This window comes from Streptomyces sp. NPDC028368 (assembly GCF_055565615.1).
The window spans coordinates 104,600-123,050 of the sequence record NZ_JBVHTY010000023.1 but is presented as its reverse complement, the minus strand read 5'-3'; the positions used below and the strand labels follow the sequence as shown (position 1 = coordinate 123,050).

The 18,451-nt window shown below is 69.9% G+C and carries 11 protein-coding genes and 1 pseudogene; 9 read left to right on the top strand and 3 right to left on the bottom strand.

All coding sequences use genetic code 11. The features are described from left to right. Positions 1-95: 95 nt before the first annotated feature. The gene (locus tag ACZ4S3_RS36565; protein ID WP_467942650.1) at positions 96-428 is read right to left on the bottom strand and encodes a hypothetical protein; all 333 of its coding nucleotides are present in this window, start codon (positions 426-428) and stop codon (positions 96-98) included. A 131-nt stretch (positions 429-559) separates the two neighbouring features. Then, positions 560-1,138 (bottom strand): DUF6817 domain-containing protein, encoded by a 579-nt coding sequence (locus ACZ4S3_RS36560; protein ID WP_467942648.1) that lies wholly within the window; start codon positions 1,136-1,138, stop codon positions 560-562. Between the two features lie 509 nt (positions 1,139-1,647). On the opposite strand from ACZ4S3_RS36560, the gene ACZ4S3_RS36555 reads away from it, so the two are divergent. The 6 genes and pseudogenes from ACZ4S3_RS36555 (at position 1,648) to uppS (ending at position 11,206) form a co-directional block, all read left to right on the top strand. Further along, the gene (locus ACZ4S3_RS36555; protein WP_467942646.1) at positions 1,648-2,328 is read left to right on the top strand and encodes a class I SAM-dependent methyltransferase; all 681 of its coding nucleotides are present in this window, start codon (positions 1,648-1,650) and stop codon (positions 2,326-2,328) included. Positions 2,329-2,549: 221 nt separating this feature from the next. Next, the gene (locus ACZ4S3_RS36550) at positions 2,550-2,987 is read left to right on the top strand and encodes a hypothetical protein (RefSeq protein ID WP_467942643.1); all 438 of its coding nucleotides are present in this window, start codon (positions 2,550-2,552) and stop codon (positions 2,985-2,987) included. Then, positions 2,980-7,344: a type VII secretion protein EccCb gene (eccCb, locus tag ACZ4S3_RS36545; RefSeq protein WP_467942641.1), complete on the top strand. Its 4,365-nt coding sequence runs from the start codon at positions 2,980-2,982 to the stop codon at positions 7,342-7,344. The genes ACZ4S3_RS36550 and eccCb overlap by 8 nt, the downstream gene beginning before the upstream one ends. A gap of 566 nt (positions 7,345-7,910) precedes the next feature. After that, positions 7,911-8,516 (top strand): ATP-binding cassette domain-containing protein, encoded by a 606-nt coding sequence (locus ACZ4S3_RS36540; RefSeq protein WP_467942639.1) that lies wholly within the window; start codon positions 7,911-7,913, stop codon positions 8,514-8,516. Next, a pseudogene (locus tag ACZ4S3_RS36535) lies at positions 8,513-9,274 on the top strand (ABC transporter permease); the annotation flags it as partial. The gene ACZ4S3_RS36540 and the pseudogene ACZ4S3_RS36535, both read left to right, overlap by 4 nt. A gap of 282 nt (positions 9,275-9,556) precedes the next feature. Next, complete coding sequence (uppS, locus tag ACZ4S3_RS36530) at positions 9,557-11,206, top strand: polyprenyl diphosphate synthase (protein WP_467942665.1); 1,650 nt, start codon at positions 9,557-9,559, stop codon at positions 11,204-11,206. A gap of 163 nt (positions 11,207-11,369) precedes the next feature. On the opposite strand, the gene ACZ4S3_RS36525 is transcribed toward uppS, so the two are convergent. Next, a complete protein-coding gene (locus ACZ4S3_RS36525) occupies positions 11,370-12,092 on the bottom strand; it encodes a hypothetical protein (protein ID WP_467942637.1) in 723 nt (240 codons plus the stop codon). An 852-nt stretch (positions 12,093-12,944) separates the two neighbouring features. On the opposite strand from ACZ4S3_RS36525, the gene rph reads away from it, so the two are divergent. The 3 genes from rph (at position 12,945) to ACZ4S3_RS36510 (ending at position 18,399) form a co-directional block, all read left to right on the top strand. Continuing rightward, positions 12,945-15,557 (top strand): rifamycin-inactivating phosphotransferase, encoded by a 2,613-nt coding sequence (gene rph, locus ACZ4S3_RS36520; protein WP_467942635.1) that lies wholly within the window; start codon positions 12,945-12,947, stop codon positions 15,555-15,557. A gap of 563 nt (positions 15,558-16,120) precedes the next feature. Next, positions 16,121-17,026 carry an alkaline phosphatase family protein gene (locus ACZ4S3_RS36515; protein ID WP_467942633.1) on the top strand — a complete coding sequence of 302 codons (906 nt, stop codon included), beginning with the start codon at positions 16,121-16,123 and terminating at the stop codon, positions 17,024-17,026. Positions 17,027-17,031: 5 nt separating this feature from the next. Beyond that, positions 17,032-18,399 carry an MFS transporter gene (locus tag ACZ4S3_RS36510; RefSeq protein ID WP_467942631.1) on the top strand — a complete coding sequence of 456 codons (1,368 nt, stop codon included), beginning with the start codon at positions 17,032-17,034 and terminating at the stop codon, positions 18,397-18,399. Positions 18,400-18,451 lie beyond the last annotated feature (52 nt).

Sequence of the window (18,451 nt, the reverse complement as noted above, 5' to 3'; positions counted from 1 at the left end):
GACCACGACTCGATTTGCCCAACCGTCAGCGACTGTTCACACAGTCACATCAACGAACACCGCCGCCACCCGTCACGCCACATGCGGTTGCAGTATTAGGCCAGCGTGCTCTTGGTGTGCGTCCGGCCCCGGTGTGCGGAACCGGACGCCCCGTCCGCGTCGGTGGCCGTCCCGCCGGCCTCTGCGGACGTCCCGAGGAACACATTGTTCGCGCCCTGGAACCGATAGCCGAGGGTCTCGGCGTCCTCCCGTACCCGGGCCGCCACCCGTGCGACGGCCTGCGGACGGAGGAACCCGTCCAGCACCGTCAGGCTGGTCCGGTCGAACTCCGCACGAGCCCTGTTCAGCAGCGCCTGCCCAGGCAGGCCGTCCAGGGCGTCGAGGGGATACGTCTCAAGGTTCACCAGCTCAGATATCGGGGATTGCACGACTTCGTCCTCCCGTCTTCCGCTTGCGCCCACGACCTTGCCCAGCGGGGCCGACGATAGGTGAGCACCGCGCGTCGCGGCAGACGGCCCACGGGGGAGACGGTCGTCCGTATGGCCGCAATGCGTCGGTTTCACGCGGCGCCGGGCCCCAGGACCCGGACGCAGTCCTGCCATGCGGCAGCGCTCAGCAGCCCTCGGGAACGGGAGAACAGCGCCAGGAGGTCGCGGCCGTGCGCATTCCTGAACTCGGGGTTGTGCTCCGCCAGGTCGAGCTCATTGGCAGCGGTGAGTTCCACGAAGCCGCGCAGCCGCGCCGCCGGAACCTGATGCGTCGTACCGGTGAACCGGTCGCGGAAGCCGACCGGATCCTGTCGTCCGAGCTGGGGGTAGAGAGGGGCTCTGTCGCACGCGGCGTACCAGTAGACGAGCCGCTCGGCCTCCTCGCCGATGACGGCGGTGAGTTCGGCACGCCGGGGGAGCCCGAGCACCACGGGCTGGAGGGCGTCGGTCCCGTAGCAGGCGTGGCAGAGGCCGGCCGCCCGCAGTACCTCGGACGCGCCCCAGCCCGCCAGTCGTCGCTCGACCCGCACCAGGTGGGCCAGGAGTGTGCCACCCGGATGCGGCACGTCCTGTGCACCACAGTCCCGCAGGAGCGCAACGGCCCGCCGACGGAACGCCGGGTGTGGCTGCTGCCTGGTCTGTTCATCCATGGCCGCAAGGTAGCCGCCGCGGGCCACCCCGCGCGCCGTAACGCGTGGCCCTGGCTGATAAGGCCGGTTCCGGGGCAGGCATGGGGGCATGACCGTCTCGGGGGAACCTCTGGCTTGAAGTACAAGGACTGGCGCGGTGTCCTCTACCCGCCGGACCGGCCGCAGCGGCTGTGGCTGTGGCTTTGGCTGTGACTGTGGCTGGAGGAGTACGCCCGACGTGCGGTGGCCCTCTCTCAGAAGATCGCCCGCGATCTCAGCTTCCCGGCCGGGCCATGGGAGAACGGCTCCGCGCGCTCGGCATCACGCCGCCGCGAGGCCGTCGACCGGGCCACCGCCCTCCAATTTGCAGGCCGGCTCGGCTGCCATGGTCTGAACCTCATCTCACTTGCCCGCTGACGCGCTCCGCCCCGCGGCGACGATGCCTGACGGTCTCTGGCCACTTGGACGTCGTTTTGCCGAACCGGCAACGGGAGTGGCGTGGTTGGGACGTGAGGGGCGACGGTGGGCCCGTGACCGACAACATTGCAGCAGGATTGCCCGTCTCCGACACCCCCTCGTCTGCCGACGGATACGTCGGGGACCCCGCGGTGCGGGCGGAGTGGGACAACCGGTACGCCGACCGACAACAGCTGTGGAGCGGCCGGCCCAACGGAGCGCTCGTGGCCGAGGTCGCCGGGCTCACCTCCGGACGAGTGCTCGACGTGGGCTGCGGCGAGGGCGCGGACGCCGTCTGGCTCGCGCGCGGCGGCTGGGACGTGACCGCGCTCGAGGTCTCGGGCGTGGCGCTGGAGCGGGCGGCCGGGCACGCGCGGGACGCCGGCGTCCACGTTCGCTGGGTGCATGCCGCACTGACGGAGGCGGCACTCCCGCCGGCCTCCTTCGACCTCGTCTCCGCGCAGTATCCAGCCCTGCTGCGCACCCCCGACGCCGCGGCCGAGCGAGCGCTGCTCGCGGCCGTCGCGCCCGGCGGCGTGCTGCTGCTCGTACACCACGCGGGGATGGACACCCAGCAGGCGCACGAGAGCGGCTTTGACCCGGCTGATTATGTCTGGCCCTCAATGGTCGCCGCTCTGTTCAACGACGAGTGGGAGGTGGAGGTGGACGAGCAGCGGCCACGCTTGGCACCCGACGGCGGCGCCAGCGCGCACCATACCGACGACCTGGTGCTGCGCGCGCGACGCCTGCGCTGAGCACCCTCCGCCCCTGCTGGACGCCGCGCCCGCCGCCCTGGCCGATCCGCGCGTCGCGGCGGACAGGGCGAGGTGCTCCCGGCGGGGGTGGAGCGGCTCCACGGCGGGAGGTGCATCACCGCTCGCCAATCGGCTGTGAGCCGCGCCGAGTTGAGAGGCGGATGCGTGCGCATGAGACGTCTGCTGCCCTTAGAATCGCCGGAAAACCAGAGAGGTGACGCATGGCGATCACGGGGGACCTCACACTCGTCGTCCACGACGAGGACACCGACGACCAGGAGCTGGACGAGCTGACCCGGCAGCTTCAGCAGGAGCTGCTGCTGCTCGACCTGCCGGACGTCGTCAGGGCGAGCATGCCGGGAGCCGCGGGCGGCAAGAGCGGACTGCTGGAATCGGTGGGGACGCTCCTGGTCAGCGGCGGATTCTCGTTCGCCGTACTGCGCTCGCTGACTCTCGTCGTACGGGACTGGATCAAGCGCGGCGGAGCCCGTAAGGCCGTCCTGGTCAGTGGGGAGCTCCGACTGGAGCTCACGGGGGCGTCGAAGAAGGCGCAGGATGCGGCCGTGGACGCCTGGATCCGGTCGCTGGCCGCCGAGGAGCCGGAAGCCGGGGGACCGGCCGGCGGGGGACCGGCCGGTGGGGGACCGGCCGGTGGGTGAGCGGCGCGCCCTACTGATCGCCACCGAACGTTACCTGGACCAGCGACTTCCCCAGCTCCGTTCCCCCGTACACGACGCCCGCAAACTGGCCGCCCTCCTCGAGGACCCCGACATCGGCCAGTTCGATTCCGTACAGGTCCTGGTCGATGAGTCGAAGACGGTCATCGAGGAGGCCGTGGAGCGGCTGTTCCGCGACCGGGGCGTCGATCTGGCGCTGGTCTATCTCTCCTGCCACGGTATGAAGGACAGCCGCGGCCGCCTGCATTTCGCCACCATCAAGACCAGCCGCGATCTGATCCGCGCCACCTCTGTATCCGCGGAATTCATCAAGGATTCGATGGAATACAGCCCGGCGAAGCAGAAGATAGCCCTGCTGGACTGCTGCTTCTCCGGCGCGTTCGGATTCTCCAAGGGCGACACCGCCCTCGACGACTTCCCGCAGCAGTTCGTGGCCCAGCGCGGCAGTGTCGTGATCACCGCCTCCAACGCCATTCAGGAGGCGCTGGAGGACGAGACCGCGACGGGCGGTGCGACGGAGTGGAGCTCGGTCTTCACCCGCTCGGTGATCCAAGGCCTGACCACAGGGAAAGCCGATCTGGACGAGGACGGCTGGGTCACCGCGCATGAGCTCTACGACTACGTCGCCGAGGCCGTGGGCCGGACGCATGAGCAAAAGCCCATGTTCTTCGGTCATGACATTCAAGGCGGCAGCCGGCTACGGCTGTCGAAAGCCGCCCCGCACGCGCATCGCCCGTTCCCCGGTCTGACAGAAGTGGACGGGCCGTCCCCGCTCGCCACCGTCGACCAGCTGCTGCCGCCGATCGTCGCGACCGAGCACCGCGGGCTGACCGCCGAGGACTGGCCGGACAGCGGCAGACTGATCGCCCCGATCGGACGGTCTCACCGCGTCGAGGGCCGCCGCGTCCAGACCCACTGCGTCGACCTGTCCGGCGGAGCGGGCCATGTGGCCGTGGCCGGCGGCCCGCGCAGCGGCAAGACCCTGTTTCTCCAGACCCTGGTGACCTCGCTGGCCCTGACGCACACCCCTCACGAAATCGAGATCCACTGCATCGATTTCGGCGGCGGCGGCCTGCGGCGCCTGGCCCATCTGCCGCATGTACGCGGCATCGCGGGACGTCAGCGCCCCGACGATGTGCACCGCATGGTCTCTCAGGCCGTCTGGCTCAACACCCGGCGCGAGAACGACTTCGAACGCCTCCCGTCGATCGACTCCATCGAGGCGTACCGCGCCGCCCGCGCCCGCGGTGAGCTCGCCGACCAGCCCGTGGGCGATGTCTTCCTGGTGGTCGACGGCTGGTCCGAATTCGCCGACAACTTCCAGGACCTGGCGCTGGCGGTCCGGGGGATCGGCGCCACCAGCCTGCGGCACGGCGTCCACCTCGCGGTGAGCACCACGCGCTGGTCCGCCCTCCCCGAGCCCCTGCTCGAGGTGATGCTGACCCGCTTCGAGCTGCCGCTCAGCTCCCCGGACGGCTCGATCGTCCACCCCGAGCTCGCCGCCCGCCTGACGTCTGCCACCCCCGGCGTGGCCCTGTGCAACGACCGCGCCGAGAAGCGCTATGTGCATATCGCGCTGCCCCGCACGGACGGGGTGGTGGCGGTGGACGACCTCGCGAAGGCGGCCGCCGAACTGGGCAAGGAGGCGCTCGGCGGCTGGTCGCGGTTCGTACCGGACGACTATCTCCCGACGGCGCCCCGGCCCCTGGAACACCTGCTGCGCTTCACCGACCTGCTGGGCATCGGCGACGCGGGCGCGGTCGATGTCTCCGTCACCTGGCGGCCTCGGACCGTGCACGAGCGGCTACGGGTGCCGATCGGCATCGACACCGACGGCCGGCCCGTCATGCTCGACCTCAAGGAGTCCGCGCAGGAGGGCATGGGCCCGCACGGCCTGTGCATCGGCGCCACCGGGTCGGGCAAGTCCGAGCTGCTGCGCACCCTGGTGCTGGGCCTTGCCGTCACCCACTCCTCGGAGACGCTGAACTTCATCCTCGCGGACTTCAAGGGCGGCGCGACCTTCGCCGGTATGTCGCAGCTGCCGCATGTGGCGGCGGTGATCACCAACCTGGCCGACGAGCTGACGCTGGTGGACCGGATGAACGATGCGATCACCGGTGAGCTGAACCGTCGCCAGGAACTGCTCCGTAACGCGGGCAATTACGCCGGCATCAACGACTACGAGCGGGCGCGGTCCGCGGGTGCGCCGCTGGAACCGCTGCCGTCGCTGGTCATCGTGGTCGACGAGTTCAGCGAACTGCTGGCCTCGAAGCCCGATTTCATCGATATGTTCACCCAGATCGGCCGGATCGGCCGCTCGCTGGGGGTGCATATGCTGCTCGCGTCGCAGCGGCTGGAAGAAGGCAAGCTGCGGGGACTGGACGCCTATCTGTCGTACCGGATCGGTCTGCGGACGTTCTCCGCGGCGGAGTCGCGGGCGGCGATCGGCGTGCCCGACGCGTACAACCTGCCCAGTACGCCGGGTGCCGGCATCCTCAAATACGACACCGAGGTGATGGTCCAGTTCAAGGCCGCGCATGTCTCCGAGCGCTACCGGGGGGACGGGGCCGACGAACTCCCGGACGGGGACGATGCGCCGGCCGATACGGTCCTGGATGTCATCATGCAGCGGCTGGAGGGGCAGGGCCGCCCGGCGCATCAGGTGTGGCTGCCGCCGCTGGCGGAGCCGCCGTCCCTCGACCAGCTGCTGCCGGCGCTCGCCGCCTCGAACGAGCGCGGCATCCACCCGCCGGAGTACCCCGCGCTCGGCAGGCTCGTGGTGCCGGTCGCGCTGGTGGACAGGCCGTTCGAGCAGCGCCGCGACATGCTGTACCTGGACTTCTCCGGCGCCGCCGGCCACGGTCTGGTCGTCGGCGGCCCCCAGTCGGGCAAGTCGACGGCGATCCGCACGGTGATCACCGCGTTCGCCCTGACCCATACACCGCGCGAAGTGCAGTTCTACGGAATCGACTTCGGCGGTGGCGGCCTGCTGGATCTCGAGCGCTTGGCGCATGTCGGCGGGGTCGCCGCGCGTCTGGAGCCCGAGAAGGTGCGCCGTACGGTCGCCGAGGTCGTCGGCATCCTCGATGAGCGCGAGGAGTTCTTCCGCGCCAACGGCATCGACTCCATCGCCACCTACCGGCAGCACCGGGCGGCCGGGCGCTTCCCCGACCAGGCATGGGGCGATGTCTTCCTGGTGATCGACGGCTGGTCCACATTCCGCACGGACTACGACCACCTCGACCCGACGATCCTGGACATCGCCACCCGGGGCCTCGGCTTCGGCATCCACCTGATCATCGGCACCACTCGGCACGCCGACCTGCGACCCGCCCTGCGCGACCAGCTCCTCAACCGCGTCGAGCTGCGCCTCGGCGACCCGACGGAGTCGGAGTTCGACCGCAGGCGGGCCGCGAATGTGCCGGAGCGGCGCCCCGGACGCGGACTGTCGCCGGACAAATACGACCTCCTCATGGCCCTGCCGCGCCTGGACGGCTCGAGCGACCCCGAATCGCTCGCCGCTGGTCTGGCACACCTGGTCTCCACGGTCGACGCGTACTGGTCGGGTCCGCCGGCGCCGCCGGTCCGGATGCTGCCGGCGCTGCTGTCTGCCGAGGAACTGCCGGAGAGCGGCGACCGCGCCGGCCGCGGTATCGCCTTCGCCGTCGATGAAACGACGCTGTCCCCGGCGTTCATCGACTTCGAGACCGACCCGCTGTTCGTCATCTACGGCGAGAGCGAATCGGGCAAGACCTCGGTGCTGCGCCTGCTCGCCCGGCAGATCGCGCAGCGCTACTCGCCGAAGCAGGCGCTCATGGTCGTCGCGGACTACCGCCGGTCGCTGCTCGCGGAGATGCCCGAGAACCATGTGTCCAAGTACTGCGTCACTGCTCCGCAGCTGGAGGAGACGATCAGCGGTCTGGCCGGTTCCATGGGCCGGCGAATGCCCGGCCCGGACGTCACACCGCACCAGCTGCGCAACCGCAGCTGGTACGACGCACCGGATGCGTTTGTGATCGTGGACGACTACGACCTGGTGGCGACCAGCAGCGGCAACCCGCTCCAGCCGCTGCTCGAGTACCTTCCGTTCGCCCGCGACATCGGCCTGCGTCTGATCATCGCGCGCAGCTCCTCGGGTGCCGGCCGGTCCTCGTTCGAGCCGGTGACCCAGCGGGTCAAGGAGCTGGGCGCCCAGGGCCTGCTGCTGTCCGGCGATCCCAACGAGGGCACGCTGCTGGGCAACCACCGGGCGGTTCCGCTGCCTCCGGGCCGCGCCCGGTTCGTCGGCCGCAAGGGGGGAGCCCAGCTGGTGCAGACGGCCTGGCTGCCGGCCGGCTGACGACCCGGCCGGCCGGCCGGCAGCCGGCGGGCCGCGAACCCGTCCGCACTCCACACCGTCTTCCGGTGCGTTGACGTCGACGGTCCGTGGAGGCAGGTGTTGAACGTAGTGAAGGCTCGCGATGGCGAACAACCCGCGGCACTCAAACGCCGGGGCCCACCGTGTGTTCGCGGCCGCGGCAATCCGCCTCACGAAAACGCCGGGCTCCGCACGTCAGCACTTGGTCAACCTGGCTGTCACGGCGCTTGGGCGGCGCGGATGCGCTCCTGGGGCTCCCACGCGCCCTCGCGGCGCGGATGATGTGCGTGCGTGAGAGCCGAGGGCTGGGAAGGCTACCTTCGACTTGGCTCATGTGTCGACAAGTACACATCTTCCGGAGATGTGTCATGAGCATCGTTCGCCGACGTGCCCTCCGCAGTGCGGCAAGCGCCCATCTCGCACGAGCAAGCATTTCCCTGACTGTTCCGGCCCGGTCCGCTGCATCCTTCACGCGGGTTGGGACGCGGACGTGGGCATGGGCGGAGGGTGGTGACCGGCGGATTCGGATCTGCGTGGGGAGGGGTGTGGTGGAGGTCAGAGACGTGCATCACTCCTATCGGCAGCGTGTGGTCCTGCGGGGCGTCGACATGCGCTTGCCGAGCGGGGTGCTTGCCGGAATTGTCGGCGAGAACGGCGCGGGCAAGTCCACCTTGCTGAAGATTCTTGCCGGCGAGCTGCGGCCCAACCGTGGCACGGTCTGCCATGGGGGCCGCTTTGGCTACTGCCCGCAGCATGTGGTGCTCAACGATGCCCTGACGGTCCGCCAGCACCTGGAATTCTTCCGGACCGCCTTTCGTCTTCCCGACGTGCGCTATGCCGAGGAGATCATGGACGTGCTGGGATTCGCGGAGTACGCCCATGAGCGGGCTGGGGTGCTCAGCGGTGGGACGCGGCAGAAGCTGAATCTGACGCTGGCCCTCATGCAGGATCCGCAGGTGCTGTTGCTGGACGAGCCGTACCAGGGCTTTGACTGGGACACCTACCTGCGGTTCTGGGAGCTCGCCGGCCGGCTGCGCGATGCCGGGCGTTCGGTGCTGGTCGTCTCTCATCTCGCCTACGACACCGGCCGGTTGGACGAGTTATGGCGTCTGGACGGCGGAACGCTGCATGCGCAGGCGGTGGGGGCGACATGAGGAATCACCTGGTCCTGTTCGCGATCGCTACCCGGTACGCATTGATCGAGCACGCCCGTAACCGGTTCGCCATGGTGCTGGTTGCCCTGTTCCTTCCGGTGTGGACGACCCTGGCGTATCTTGCGATGCCCGACTCCCCGGCACGGATGCGTCTCCGGGCCACCGGCCAGTGGCTGGCTCCCCCGGGCAACGAGCTCACCGAGATCAGCGGTGCACTCAACGCGGTCACGCTGATCAGCGGATTCCTGATGTTTGCTGCGACGTTCGCCGGCAACGGCTTTGACCGGCGCCTGGCGATGGCCGGCTACCCACGTGTCCACCTGCTGCTCGCCAAGGTCTCCGCCCTGACGCTGGCTTCCGCGGCCCTCGCGACGTACGCCACCGCAGTCACCTGCCTGACCTGGACGCCCCAACAGCCCCTGCTGCTCGCCGCAGCGCTGTTCTGCGCGGCCTTGACCTACGGCGTCCTCGGCGTCGGGTTCGCTTCCATCCTGCGCAGAGAGGTCGAGGGCATGTTCGCCATCGTGATGACCAGCATCATCGACCTCGCCCTGCAGAACCCCATCAGCAGCTCCGGAGCGGACAGCCCCGTCCTCCGCTTCCTGCCCTCTTACGGGGCCATGCAGGCCAGCACAGCGGCGGGGTTCTCCGCCACCGCCGCGCCCCGGGAACTGGTCACCCAGCTCGCATGGTTCACCGGAACCGCCTTCCTGGGCTTGCTCGCCTTCCGCCGCCGCACCCGCAACGAGCTGCTCCCGACCACCGCCTCCTCCCGCGACAGCTGCTCGGCCGGGGCCGGTGAGAAACCGCCGCAGACCGTACGCCGTCGTGCTGAACTCGAGGCCACGACGGCAACACCGACAGCCGCTCTGGCCGACCCGCCCACGGCCACCGACGCATCCTCGGGCCGGCTCCCGTTCACCCGGCGGTCGGCGGCCCGGCGGGTGATCGGCGAGGATCCTGCCCTGCGGGCCGCCTACCGACTGTGCTGTCGCAGAACCAGGGAGCGGGATCCGGAGCAGTACACCCTCATCCAGCTGATGCCCGCGGTGCTGCGCCCGGCGTGCTGGGCATTGTGGGCCGCGGCGAATGCGATCGACGACCTGGCCGACAACCGGAACGCGACGGCAGGCGAACGGGCCGCCAGGGTCGAGGAGTGGATCACGGCCCTGGACCGAGACCTGGCGAGCGGGACGAGCACCGACCCCGTCCGCCTCGCTCTGGTGGACACAGCCCTGCGCTGGCACCTGGATCTGTCCGGCCTCCACGGCGCCATGATGGTGGTGCGAGACGACGCCCACGGCCGGTGCTTCGCCGACTGGACCACGTGGAGGGCTTGGGGCCGCGACAACTTGCTGCCCTGGTTCGACCAGGTACGGCAGCTGTTCGACCGGGCCGGCATCCCGGTGGCCGTGCGGTTGGACCGGCAGGAGAGCTACGAACGGTTCCTCGACGGCTGGCGGCTCACCGAACTCCTCGTCGATCTGTCCGCCGACCTCGCACAAGGTGACCTCCTCCTGCCGGAGGAGGCCCTGAGCGGTTTCCCCGGCGCCGCACAGGACCTGGTCCGCGGCCGCTGGAGCCCGGCCGTCGCGGACCTGATCACCGACCTGACCGTACGGGCCCGGCGGTGTGTGGCACAGCCCGCGCTGGCCCGCGGCATGCACCCGGGCCCCGCCATCGTGCTGCACACGATGACCGACCTGTTGATCGCCCAACTGGACACCGTGCAGGCGGCAGGCCCGGCCCTGCTCCGGGCCGCCCCACGGGTTCCCCTCACGACCCGCGCACGCGTCTACACCCCCGCTCGGGTCCGGTCGGCGATCGCCTGGCGCCTCACGCCACTCACCGTTCCGAACCCCCGGCGGCACCTGGCCGCGGGCGGCACGACCACGGCTCTGCACGGCCCGACATCGAAGCACACCGCATTCCGGGCGCCTCCCGTGCATCCCACTGGCATCCGGCCCCCGCAGATCGACGCCGCACGCATGCCGACCCACGTGGCGGTCATCATGGACGGCAACGGCCGCTGGGCCGAGCAGCGTGGCCTGCCCCGGCACGAAGGCCACCGCGCCGGTGTCCATGCCCTCCACGAGACGGTCTACGGCGCCCTGGAGATCGGCCTGCGCCACCTGACCGTGTACGCCTTTTCCACTGAGAACTGGCAACGCGACGCACAGGAAGTCACAGTGATCTTCGACGCCCTGCGCACCGAACTGGACGCGGAGCCCTTCCGTGAACTCGACATACGCCTGCGCTGGTCCGGCCGCCCCGACAAACTCCCCACTGACCTGGCCGATGCCCTGTGGCGCAAGGAGAAAGCCACCGGCCGCCGGAGCGGTCTCACACTGACCATGTGCATCAACTACGGGGGCCGCGACGAAATCACCCGCACCGCCGCCGCCCTCGCCCGCGCAGTCCGGGCAGGCGAGCTGGACCCCGATCTGATCAGCGAGGGTGATTTCGCCCGCCATCTTCCCCACCCTGACACGCCAGACGTCGACCTGCTGTGGCGCACCGGCAACGAGCAGCGCACTTCCAACTTCCTGCCCTGGCACGCCTCCTACGCCGAGCTGTACTTCACCCCCGGCTACTGGCCGGACATCGACCGACGTGACCTTTGGCAGGCCATCGCCGAATACGGCATGCGCCGGCGCCGCCACGGAGCTGCCTCCACCACGTCGCCATGACCGAACCGCATTCGCCGGCGTGCCATCTGGCGCAGGGCTCCGGCCCGTCTTCCGGCGTGGCGCCGCCGATGCTGACTTTGTGCTGACTTGCTGACCCTGAAATGCCCTCTGCGGTGGAGCTGTCCCGCCGGAGGTGGCTCCACCGCCGCAGCCGGGCGGGTCTTTACTCGTGGGCGCTGATCACACCGCCGTTGCTGAGCACGATGTACACGCCGTTGGCGTCGACCCCGACGTCGTGCTGGTTCGTCTCCAGCGTGGCGTCCACCGCGCCGTCGCCGCCGAGGATCTGCGCGCGGTACCGCAGCTCGCCGACCTTCGTGACCTTGGCCGTCCAGCCGCCCGCGAGCTTGAAGGTGCCCGGTCCCTGGTGTCCGCCGCCCATCCAGGAATGGACCTGGCCGCCCATCGTGAGCACGACGAACATGTCGTTGGCGTCGAGCCCGGCGTCGGCGTCTTGCCCCGTCGTCTCCAGCGTGGCCAAGACCGAACCGCGGCTGACGATCTTGGCGCGGTAGCGCTGGGCACCGAGCTCATAGATCTCGGCCTTGCTGCCGTCCGCCAGGGTCTGGGTGCGGACCGGGGATGCCGCCTTGCCGCCGTTGGCGGCGTGCGTGCTGCCCGACTGCTTGCCCGCAGCGCCCGCCTTGGTGCCGGCCTTGGCACCGGAGCCCGCCTGGGCATCCGAGACCTGCGCTCCGGCGGAGGAGCCCGCGCCGCTGGACTCGGCGGCGGCTTTGCCCGTGTCCGCGTGGGCCGCGGGCTTGGTGCCGGTGGCGTCCGAGCCGGAGCAGGCGGTCAAGGTAAGGCCGGCGGCTGCGGTCAGGGCCGCGGCGGCAATGCGCAGGGTGCGGCGGCGAGCGGTGCGGACGGTGGTGCTGGAGCTCATTTCGGGTCCCCCGGGGGCAGTCGGTGCCGTTGTTTCCTCGGTACGTCACCCACTCTGATCGGGGCCGCTATCGCAAGGCTGCCGCTCCGCTAACAACCCGCTAACACCGGTGTGAGCAGGGGAAGGACGCCAAGGAGAACCCGAAGAACTGGCCCGCGGCAGCCTGGTTGGGCGGGGTGGCGTGGGGCCGTTCGCTTGGGTGCCGGCCGATTTGAGCTACGCCGACCGTCAAACGTCCGTTGGCGAGCTTGGCCCAGCACTCGCGTGGCGCGACGACCTCCGGGAGATGGCGGCGCGCTCGACGTTCGGGCCTTGCCGACAAGGGAAGGAACTTCTGCTTCCGCGGCTGCATCCGTAGGCCGATGGGACATCCGCCTGGGCCGACGACGCGTAGCCGTACGCGGCGCGCCACCGCTTCGCGAGAAGCTGGTCAGTTCCCTTGGACGGCAAAGGCAAAGGCAAGGAGAACTCTCTCCCTGCCACTCTCAACATATAGCGCACTGGGGGGCTTGCGGCAAGACCCGGGTGGTGGCGCAAAATCGTCGGCCGAGGCCACAACCTGCGGAAATGGGTGCACGACGTGCGTGTGTTGTTGTCGATGTATGGGGGACGCGGTGACGTCGAACCAGTGGTGGGACCGGCAGTGCAGTTGCAGTTGCAGTTGCGGGTGCTCGGCGCGGAGGCGCGGGGGTGCGCGACGCCTGACTGGGCGGAGCGGTCGGCCTGTTCGTCAGAGGGAAGGCAACCAGGGATGAGGACGTGCCCGACAAGAGGTTCGACAGAGTGGGAGGCGCCGGTGACTCGATCGGCCACCGCAGTACAACGGAGCACGGCTGCCTCGGAGGTGACGCGATGAGTGAGCAGTACGTGTTGGATCTTCAAGAGGTTGGCGAGACGCAGGTCGCGGTCGTCGGTGGCAAGGGCGCGCACCTGGGCGGGCTGTCGGGGATCGAAGGCATCCGCGTGCCGGGTGGTTTTTGCGTGACGACGGACGCCTTCCGGCGGATCATGGCGGAAGCGCCGTCGATCGACGATCGGCTCGATGAGCTGTCGCGCTTGACTCGCTGTGACAGAGAGGGGGACGACCGGGAGGCGATCCGCACGCTCAGCGCGCAGATTCGTCGGACCATCGAAGGGATTGCCATCCCGGGCGATCTCGCGGCGGCGATCACCCGCGCGCTCGCCCAGCTCGGCGAACAAGGTGCCTACGCCGTCCGATCCAGCGCGACGGCAGAGGACCTGCCGACGGCCTCCTTTGCCGGCCAGCAGGACACGTACTTGAACGTTGTGGGGCCGACGGCGATCCTCCAGCACGTCAGCCGGTGCTGGGCCTCGCTGTTCACCGAGCGGGCCGTGACCTACCGCCAGCGCAACGGCATCGATCACCGTACGGTCCACATGGCCGTGGTCGTGCAGCAGATGGTCTTCCCGCATGCGGCCGGCATCCTGTTCACGGCCGACCCCGTCACGGGCAACCGGAAGGTCGCCACCGTGGACGCCGGCTTCGGCCTCGGCGAAGCCCTGGTCTCCGGCCTGGTGAACCCGGACGTCTTCAAGGTGCGAAACGGCGAAGTCGTCGCCAAGGCGATCGCCGCCAAACAGCGTGCGGTTCACGCCCTGCCGGCCGGCGGGACGCAGGAAGTGGCGATCGACTCGCAGCGGCAGGTGCAGCCGGCGCTGACGGATGCGCAGGCCGTGCGGCTCGTACAGCTCGGGCGGCGGATCGAAGCGCACTTCGGCCGCCCGCAGGACATCGAATGGTGCCTGGTCGACGATGGCTTCCAGATCGTGCAGAGCCGGCCGATCACGACGCTGTTCCCCATCCCCGAGACCGTCGACCAGGAGAACCACGTCTACGTCTCCGTCGGCCATGGGCAGATGATGACCGACCCCATGAAGCCCCTGGGGTTCTCCATGTGGCAGCTGACGGCCATGGTGCCGATGCACGAGGCCGGCGGGAGGCTGTTCGTCGACGTCACCCGGCGCCTGGCCTCGCCCGCGAGCCGCGCCGGCCTCCTGGACGCCATGGGGAAGGGCGATCCGCTGATCAGGGACGCTCTGGAGACCGTGCTCGACCGCGACGGCTTCGTCCCCTCGCTCCCGGACGCGGGTCCCGGCGGACCGCCCGCCGGCGGTGCGCCCGCCCCGATGGAGACCGATCCGGCCATCGTCACCGGGCTGATCGAGCGCAGCCAGGCGTCCATCGCCACCCTGGAGCGCGACATCCGGACGAAGACCGGACCGGCGTTGTTCGACTTCCTGTTGGAGGCCTTCGAGGAGCACAAGCGGGTCCTCAGTGATCCGCTGAGCATTCAGGCGATCATGGCCGGGATGGAGGCCACCTGGTGGCTCAACGACAAGCTGCAGGAGTGGCTGGGCGAGAAGAACGCGGCTGACACGCTGACGCTGTCCGCCCCCGACAACATCACGTCGGAGATGGGACTGGCGCTGCTCGACGTCGCGGACGTGATCCGCCCGCATCCGGAGGTGGTGGCGTTCCTGCAGGGCGTCGAGGACGACGGCTTCCTGGACGAGCTGGCGAAGCTCGCGGGTGGGACCGAAGCGCGCGACGCCATCGAGTCCTACCTCGACCGGTACGGCATGCGCTGCGTCGGCGAGATCGACATCACCAGGCCGCGTTGGCGCGAGCGCCCCACCACGCTCGTACCCGTGATCCTCGACAACGTCAGGAACTTCGAGCCGGGCGCCGCCGAGCGACGCTTCGAGCAGGGGCGGCAGAAGGCGCAGCAGAAGGAACAGGACGTGCTGTCACGCTTGCGGGCCCTGCCGGACGGGGACCGGAAAGCCGACGAGGCCAAGCGGATGATCGACCGGGTCAGAACCTTCATCGGGTACCGGGAGTACCCGAAGTACGGCATCATCGGCCGCTACTTCGTCTACAAGCAGGCCCTGCTGGCGGAGGCCGATCGCCTCGTGCAGGCGGACGTGCTTCCTGAGACGGACGACATCTTCTACCTCACGTTCCAGGAACTCCACGACGTCGTGCGCTCGAACCAGGTGGACCACCAGCTCGTCCAGCAGCGCAAGGACGCGTTCCAGTCCTACCACGCGCTCACTCCGCCCCGGGTGCTCACCTCGGACGGTGAGGCCCTCACCGGGGCGTACCGGCGCGACGACGTGCCGGCCGGCGCCCTGATCGGCGTACCGGTTTCCGCCGGGACCATCGAGGGGCGGGCCCGCGTCATCCTCGACATGACGGAGGCCGATCTCGAAGCGGGCGACATCCTGGTCACGGCCTTCACGGACCCCAGCTGGTCGCCGCTGTTCGTCGGGATCGCGGGCCTGGTGACGGAAGTGGGCGGCCTGATGACCCATGGTGCGGTGATCGCCCGCGAGTACGGCTTGCCGGCCGTCGTGGGCGTGGAGCAGGCCACCCGGCTGATCCGGGACGGGCAGCGGATCCGCGTGCACGGAACCGACGGGTACGTCGAGATCCTGCCTTGACCGACCACACCGAGAAGCCCCATCCGTAGCTTCCGACTAAACAACGCCAAGCAGTTGTCCCACAGCCCGCCGCCGTAGTGGGCGATCGATTGCTCGACAACAGCGGGCTCCGCCGCCGGCCAGCCCAGACGGCAGAACAACAGCGCCTCGCCGCCACGCCGCGTGCGCGGCCCGCAGCGCGACCGGCGCGGTGGCACGCAACCGTGGCGGGTCCACACGAGAACCCGGTCGGGACGGGGCCGATCACTCCGCACGGGACGGCCGCTCGGCCGAGGCGGCGCTCGCGTGGGCACCGTGGGCAGTGGTCCGGCGGCGCCCGTTGCGCCCGGGTGTGTGCGCCCCGGCAATCCGCCGGATGTGGGGGAGGGGCGTGCGCGGGGAAGCGAGCGCCCTTCCACTGTGCCGGCAGCGTAAATTTCGCGCTTCGTATGGCGGATTGAGACGGGACCACCGTTCGTCTGTTCTTCACTCAGCGGATGAGGCCGAGGCCGCATGGCTGCTTCTAGGGTTGCGCCGTGCCGCCCCCCCCGTACACGCTCGTCACTTCTGTCCGGAGGACAGTCATGACCGCATTCAAGGCACCCGACCTCAAGGCCCCCAAGCCCAGACGCCGTACCCTCTCCGCGCTGGCCGGAGCCGTGGCTCTGACCGCCGCCTCGATCGGGCTGTGGGCCACCACCGGAGCCACCGCCCACGCCGTCGGACTCCCGGCCCCCGATCACGTAGTGGTCGTGGTGATGGAGAACCACGCCTACCCCCAGGTGATCGGCAGCTCCAGCGCGCCGTACATCAACAACACCCTCAAGGCGGGTGGCGCCGACCTCACCCAGTCCTTCGGTCTCACTCACCCCAGCGAGCCGAACTACTACATGCTGTTCTCGGGCTCCAACCAGGGCCGCACCGACGACAGCTGCGTCCCGGTCCAGTCCCTCTCCGCGCCCAACCTCGGCTCCGAGCTGCTCGCCGCCGGCAAGACCTGGGCCAGCTACAACGAGGGGCTGCCCAGCGAGGGTTCGACGGTCTGCAGCAGCGGCCAGTACGCGCAGAAGCACAACCCCTGGTTCGGCTTCTCCAACGTGCCGCTCAACTCCGCGAAGACCATGACGCAGTTCCCGACCGACTACACCACACTCCCCAAGGTCTCCTTCGTCGTGCCGAACCTGTGCAACGACATGCACGACTGCTCGGTCTCCACCGGCGACAGCTGGATCCAGAACAATCTGGGCGCCTACGCGACGTGGGCCAAGACCCACAACAGTCTCCTGGTCGTCACCTTCGACGAGGACAACAAGCAGTCCGGCAACCGCATTCCCACCGTCCTGTACGGACAGCATGTCGCCCCCGGCAGCTCCAGCAGCACCACGTACAACCACTACAACGTGCTCCGCACCCTGGAGGACCTGGCCGGTCTGGCCACGCACGCCGGCAACGCCGCCACCGCCTCCGACATCACCGGCATCTGGAACTGACGCCCGTGTACCTCGCGGACTCCCGCAGTACCAAGCCGACCGTCGCCCCGGACACCCGTCCGGGGCGACGGCCCGCCGTCCCCGGCACCGTCCTGGCTCTCGGTGCGGTCAGCCTGATCACCGACATCTCCTCGGAGATGGTCACCGCCGTCCTGCCCCTCTACGTGGTCGCGACGCTCGGCCTGTCCCCGCTCGGCTTCGGACTCCTGGACGGCATCAACAACGGCGTCGGCGCGCTGGTACGGCTGGCCGGCGGCCACCTCGCGGACGGGGGCGGGCAGCGGCACAAGGTGGTGGCCGGCCTCGGCTACGGCCTGTCCGCCCTGTGCAAACCGCTCCTGCTGCTCGCCCACAGCTTGCCCGTGATCAGCGCCGTACTCGCGGCCGACCGCACCGGCAAGGGTCTGCGCACCGCCCCCCGGGACGCGATGATCTCGCTGTCCACCGTGCCGGAGCGCCGAGGAAGAGCCTTCGGTGTGCACCGTGCCATGGACACCACCGGCGCTCTGCTCGGCCCGCTCGTGGCCTTCGCCGTGCTCCGGGCAGCGGTCGACGGCTACGACGCGGTCTTCGCGGTCAGCGGCTGCTTCGCCGCGCTCGGAGTGCTCGTACTGGTGCTCTTCGTGCCCCGCCGAATCGCCCCCGCTACCACTCCCGCGACCCTCCCCGGGAGCACCGGGACCACCACCCCGGCGACCGCGTCCACAAGCACCGCCCCGGTCTCCGCCGACAAGAGCGCGCCCTCCCCACCCCGCCGCGCACTGCGCGACTCACTCGCCCTGCTGCGCCGTCCGGGGCTGCGCCGCCTCACCTTGTGCGCCGCCCTGCTCGGCCTCACCACCGTCAGCGACTCCTTCCTCTACCTGCTGCTCCAGCACGAACTGCACCTGCCCGCCCATCTGTTCCCGCTGCTGCCACTCGGTACAGCCGCCGTCTTCCTCCTGCTCGCCATCCCGCTGGGCGCGCTCGCCGACCGCATCGGTCGTCGCCGGCTCTTCCTGGCCGGCCACGGCGTCCTGCTCCTCGGCTACGGCCTGGTGCTCTCCCCGCTGCGCGGTGCCCCGGCCGTGGCCGCCGTCCTGCTGCTGCACGGCGTTTTCTACGCGGCCACCGACGGGGTACTCGCGGCCGCCACCGCCGCGGCCGTTCCGCCGGAGCACCAGGGCGCCGGACAGGCACTGGTGGGCACCGGCCAGGCGCTGGCCCGGTTCACCTGCTCACTCGCCTTCGGCGTTGCCTGGAGCCTGTGGGGCGGGCGGAACGCGCTGGCGGTCACCGCTGCCGCGCTGGCCCTCAGCGCCGTCGTGGCCTCGATCGTCCTCCGCACCACCGACGAGCTGTCGGCCGCTGCTGCCGACCACGTACCCGGATGACAACGCCCGCCCGCGGCCGGGTGTCCGCGGGTGCCGATACGAGCCCGCCTGC